At 58.2% G+C, this 4,946-nt stretch carries 7 protein-coding genes; all 7 read left to right on the top strand.

Translation table 11 applies throughout. The features are described from left to right. Positions 1 to 27: 27 nt before the first annotated feature. Positions 28 to 1,050, top strand: a complete 1,023-nt coding sequence (locus tag ACFFAR_RS24625) for a LysR substrate-binding domain-containing protein (RefSeq protein WP_174365681.1) — start codon at positions 28 to 30, stop codon at positions 1,048 to 1,050. A gap of 250 nt (positions 1,051 to 1,300) precedes the next feature. Then, complete coding sequence (locus ACFFAR_RS24620; RefSeq protein WP_174365682.1) at positions 1,301 to 1,444, top strand: hypothetical protein; 144 nt, start codon at positions 1,301 to 1,303, stop codon at positions 1,442 to 1,444. 224 nt (positions 1,445 to 1,668) lie between these two features. After that, positions 1,669 to 1,902 carry a hypothetical protein gene (locus ACFFAR_RS24615; RefSeq protein ID WP_375508622.1) on the top strand — a complete coding sequence of 78 codons (234 nt, stop codon included), beginning with the start codon at positions 1,669 to 1,671 and terminating at the stop codon, positions 1,900 to 1,902. Beyond that, a complete protein-coding gene (locus tag ACFFAR_RS24610) occupies positions 1,869 to 2,030 on the top strand; it encodes a hypothetical protein (protein WP_375508621.1) in 162 nt (53 codons plus the stop codon). The genes ACFFAR_RS24615 and ACFFAR_RS24610 overlap by 34 nt, the downstream gene beginning before the upstream one ends. Before the next feature lie 498 nt (positions 2,031 to 2,528). Beyond that, the gene (locus tag ACFFAR_RS24605; protein WP_375508620.1) at positions 2,529 to 3,497 is read left to right on the top strand and encodes an ABC transporter substrate-binding protein; all 969 of its coding nucleotides are present in this window, start codon (positions 2,529 to 2,531) and stop codon (positions 3,495 to 3,497) included. 11 nt (positions 3,498 to 3,508) lie between these two features. After that, positions 3,509 to 4,534, top strand: a complete 1,026-nt coding sequence (locus tag ACFFAR_RS24600; protein WP_174365433.1) for an amidohydrolase family protein — start codon at positions 3,509 to 3,511, stop codon at positions 4,532 to 4,534. Positions 4,535 to 4,579: 45 nt separating this feature from the next. Beyond that, a partial coding sequence (locus ACFFAR_RS24595) for an amidohydrolase family protein (RefSeq protein ID WP_375508619.1) occupies positions 4,580 to 4,946 on the top strand: 367 nt, incomplete at its 3' end.

The raw sequence follows: 4,946 nt of genomic DNA, 5'->3' as shown, positions 1-4,946 counted from the left end.
GTGCCGCGCACCCGACCTGGAGGCAACATGAGTCAGCTTGACTGGTATCTAAGTGTCAATCTGAAGGCGCGTCATCTACGGCTGCTGGTTGCGCTGTACGACTTTCGCAATATGCGGCAAGTGGCGGCCAATTCTTATATTACGGTGCCCGCGGTATCGAAGGCGCTAGGCGAAATTGAAAGCGCGCTGGGCGTGAAGTTGTTCGAGCGCACGGTCAACGGTTTGCGGCCTACTGCCTATGGCGAATGCGTCATCCGCCATGCGCGAGCGGTGCTGAGCAGCCTTAACCAGACCGCCGAGGAGATCAAGGCCTTGCAGAATGGCAGCGCGGGCAAGGTTCATGTGGGCGCATTGCCAACGCTTATCTCGACAATCATGCCGAAGGCGCTAACGCTGCTCAAACAGGACGCGCCTCAGACCAATGTGTCCATCGTCGAGGGCCGCATGAGCGCATTGCTGCAAGATTTGCGGCGTGGCGACCTGGATATGATTGTCGGCCGCTTGCCGAACAAATCTGATACGGTCGGATTGCAGGAACAGGCTTTGTTAGTCACGCCGATCAAGCTCGTAACCGGCCGGTCTCATCCGCTTGCTAGCCGGAAAGAAGTGCAGTGGGCGGATCTCGAGGGATACCCATGGATCTTGCCGCCTCCCGGTTCGCTGCTGCGCGAGCCGTTGGAAAACACCTTCGCACGGCACGGGCTGCCCATGCCGTCGAATTATATCGAAACGCTGTCCACGCATTTAATACGAGCGTACATTCAACTCAACGATGCGATTGCCTTGCATACCGTCGACATCCTCTATCCCTATGCAGACGTCAGCCTCGTACATGTCCTGCCGATTGATCTGAGCCTCACCACCCGACCGCTCGGAGTTGTGTGGCGCGCAGACAAATCACTGCCACCTAGCGCGACGTTGCTGCTGCGCTGCCTAGAAAAAGTTTGCTCGTCGCTGCCGTCCGGCCAGGAAGCAGATGCGATGCTGCTCGCCGAAAGTGCTGGCCGGGCAAGTTCGGAATGTGATCGACATGATTCGACGAATTCCTGACTCAAAACACTAGAGCAATGATCCGTTGGGATCAGGCTTTAACCTCCCTGTTAAGCCAGTCGCAATTTTTTCAATGGACGACAACGGCTTGCGGCGACGATCTCCCGATTGCCCACACCACCGGCCGCCAACAGCACGACCTGTGCTCGTCGCACTGCTCTTACCTTGAGGGTTTGCGATCGCATCATCTTCTTGAGCTACATGCAAAAGCTGATCGACTGGCGTCTGTCAGTCGACGAACCTTTCACCGATGGCACACGCGGACGCGGAGCCTAACCGCACGAAACGCCGATGCTCGCTTCTCGCGCTGCGCCTCACGTTCACGGTGGCGCGCTTCGTCAATCCGGCGTCGGTGGCGGCTTACACAGACGCGCCCCGCCCGCTGAACGAATGAGCGGTCGCCACATCGGAAAGGCGAGCGCGTAGTCCGGAATCACATATCCGAGCGTTCTGTCGTTACTTATCCGATTTACCTAAGAACACTAAAAATTGGGAAGCGACAGCATGACCGATCGAAGAGAAGACGTCTCAAGGATGCGCTCATCGCCAGCACGGTGAGCGTGATGGTGAATCCGAGCGTGGTCGTCGCCCCAGATGGCCCCGCCCGCATCGGCGGGCATGAGGCAGTCGTTACTCCGTCCATCGGCGGCCCTGATCGCAGCCGAAACGCTCGCACCCGTATTGGCGGGGTATCCGCCACTGAGTCCGCGCACATCGGCATCCCGGCTCGGATGTCACGGTGCATCTACCGCATTGCCGGCATCGACCACGTGGTGGCACGGCCGTGATCGACGTTTCGCGGTATCCACGAATCCATCGTGGACTACGCGGGCGATCCACATTCGCAGTTAATTAAATGCACGCACGAAGAGGCGTCTGCCGCGATTGCATATGGTTACGCGAAAGCCGCTGGCAAGCCGATGGTTTGTCTCGTTGATAGCGCCAGGGCCTGCCGCATGCGTCAATGGCGATATACATAGGTGCGGCCGGCCCTGCGCTGAGTGGCATCGGCGGGAGGCATACGCGAAAGGACATTGAGGGACGCATTAGGGAGCCTTCAGCGGGGATGCCCCGGTTGTATCCGACGGTCCTAAATGCACAGGGTGGGAAAGGGTAGCTCGCTACGTTCAAAGCTTTCGATGATGGACGACAAATCGTCCGCGCCGGATCGTTAACCGGAAAACAACGCCCGACCGACGTAGCGCCTAACTTTTCGCGCATTTCCGCTCAATGAAGTTGCATGACAAAGTGCAGCCGGACCGGTTGTCCGTCCGAGGCTTGGATTTGCCGCGCGGATCTCTACCGTTTGGTTAACGCGACCACGGACTTTTTCAATAGACGAGAAACACCCGTGGCGCGATTATCTTATCAACCGGATCGCCGGAACTTTGCAAACACTTTGATAAAGCCAGCCGACGCAACGGCTGACCGGTCGGTCTCAGGTCCATATTCGCATTCAACCGGAGACAACATTGACAATGAAAGTTCAGCTTAAGATCGCGATTGCCGATTATCCACATACTGCGGCGATACGAAATGGCTCGATTCCCGTCGAAGGGGTCGACGTCGAAATAATTACAGTCAAACCGCAGATTGGAGCATTCCGCCGCATGGTCCGCGATGTCGAGTTCGACGTCTGCGAACTGGCGCCGACAACGTACCTCATCGCCCGCGCATATGGTGCGCCGTTCGTTGCCTTGCCGATCTTCGTCATGCGGCGTTTCCATCATGGCGGCCTGCTGGTGCGCCCCGACACAGGAATCAGGACCCCGAAGGATCTCGAAGGCAAGAAAGTTGGAGTGCGTGCTTATTCGGTCACGACCGGCGTGTGGACGCGTCAGGTTCTGATTGACGAGTTTGCACTGGATTCATCGAAAGTCATATGGGTCGTCGACGACGAAGAGCACGTCACGCAGCTGCAGCTTCCGTCTAATGTGATTCGTGCACCGGAGGGCACGTCGCTTGCCGACATGATGGCGTCGGGCGAACTGTCGGCGGGCTTCGGGGCGAACGCGGGAATTGGCCGCACTGGCAATCCGACCGGCGGGTGGCAGGAAGTCGAAGCCGATTATCCTGATTTGCTACCGAACGCAGCCGACCTCGAAGCCGACTACTACAAACGCACCGGTGTCTATCCAATGCATGGCACCGTTGTGGTCAAGGACTCGGTGCTCGCCGAGTATCCGTGGGTCGCGAAGTCGCTTCACGACGCGTTCGCACAAGCCAAGCACGAATGGCTCGCGCGCCTGGACGCCGGCGAGGCGACCAGCGCCAGCGACAAGAAGTACCTCGAACTGCGCAAGATTGTCGGATATGACCCGCTGCCTTACGGCATTGAGGAAAACCGGAAGACCATTGAAGTGCTGGAAGCGACCGCGTTCAAGCAACACCTCACGCCGCGCCGCATGTCGATTGGCGAGCTTTTCGTCGATCCGCTTTCCAATTGAACGGAGACAACATGATCATCGACTGTCACGGTCACTTTACGACCGTACCCGCGTCATTCCGTGATTGGCGCGCCAAGCAGGTCGCAGCAGCCAACGATCTCGCCAACGCGCCGTCGCATGACGATGCACACGTGAGCGACGATGAGATCCGCGATGCGATCGAGAACGGTCAATTGAAGCTGCAGCGCGAGCGTGGCAGCGACCTCACCCTGTTCTCGCCGATCGCCGGCCTCATGAGCCACCATCTCGGCAATGAACGCACCAGCCTCGAATGGGCGGAAATGTCGAACAACATTGTTTATCGTGTGACGGAGCTGTATTCAGAAAGCTTCGCACCAGTCTGTCAGTTGCCGCAATCGCCCAGTGCAGCCCCGCGGAATTCGATCCCGGAACTGCGCCGCTGTGTCGAGCAACTGGGTTTCGTTGGCTGCAATCTGAATCCGGATCCGACCGGCGGCTACTGGACCGGCAAGCCTATGACCGATCGCGAGTGGTATCCACTTTATGAAGTGCTCGTCGATCTAGACGTACCCGCAATGATCCACGTAGCGGCATCGTGCAACCCGTGCTTCCACGGCACCGGCGCACACTACCTGAATGCGGATACGTCGGTGTTCATGCAGTTGCTGCAAGGCGATTTGTTCAAGGACTTTCCGACGCTGCGCCTTGTGATTCCGCATGGCGGCGGTGCGGTACCTTATCACTGGGGACGATACCGCGGCATGTCTCTCGACATGCGCGAGCGTCCGCTCGAGGCGCTGCTCGATAACATCTTCTTTGACTCGTGTGTGTACCACCAGCCGGGCGTCGAGCTGCTAACGAAGGTCATTCCGACCGGCAACGTTCTGTTCGGTTCGGAAATGATTGGTGCGGTGCGGGGCCGCGATCCGAATACCGGCGAGTATTTCGACGATACAAAGCGCTACATCGACGCGTGCACGGCCTTGTCCGACGAGGATCGATACAAAATCTACGAAGGCAACGCGCGGCGCGTGTATCCCCGGCTGGATGCACGCCTCAAGGCGGCTTGCAAATAAGCGCGATGTCGCACTTCCAGCAGCTCAAACATTACAGAGTGACTTATGGCTTCGATCGTTGATATTCATCCTCACATCATTTCGGACAACGTTTCGCTTTATCCGCTGGCGCCGTTGTTTGGCAAGCGCTCCGAATGGTCGAAGGAGCGTCCGTCCACAGTCGAATCGCTGATTGCGGCCATGGACGAGGCCAGCGTTGCGAAGGCAGCGGTTGTGCATTCGTCGACCACATATGGTTTTGACAACAGCTATGTGCTTGACGGCTGCGCCATGTATCCAGACCGTCTCGTCGCGGTGGGATCCGTGGATGTCTTGCAGCGGGATGCGCCTGCCACTATCCGCGCGAGCGTCGAGCGGGGCCTTGCGGGTTTGCGTCTTTTCACCGGCGGAAGCACGAAGGCGTTCGATCCGA

This window comes from uncultured Caballeronia sp. (assembly GCF_964243625.1).
Classification (GTDB): Bacteria; Pseudomonadota; Gammaproteobacteria; order Burkholderiales; family Burkholderiaceae; genus Caballeronia.
This window is presented reverse-complemented; position numbering and strand designations above follow the sequence as displayed.

Coding starts and splice junctions, on each gene's coding strand:
- ACFFAR_RS24605 (WP_375508620.1), top strand. CDS start 2,529: ATGAAAGTTCAGCTTAAGATCGCGATTGCCGATTATCCACATACTGCG.
- ACFFAR_RS24620 (WP_174365682.1), top strand. CDS start 1,301: ATGGCACACGCGGACGCGGAGCCTAACCGCACGAAACGCCGATGCTCG.
- ACFFAR_RS24625 (WP_174365681.1), top strand. CDS start 28: ATGAGTCAGCTTGACTGGTATCTAAGTGTCAATCTGAAGGCGCGTCAT.
- ACFFAR_RS24615 (WP_375508622.1), top strand. CDS start 1,669: ATGAGGCAGTCGTTACTCCGTCCATCGGCGGCCCTGATCGCAGCCGAA.
- ACFFAR_RS24600 (WP_174365433.1), top strand. CDS start 3,509: ATGATCATCGACTGTCACGGTCACTTTACGACCGTACCCGCGTCATTC.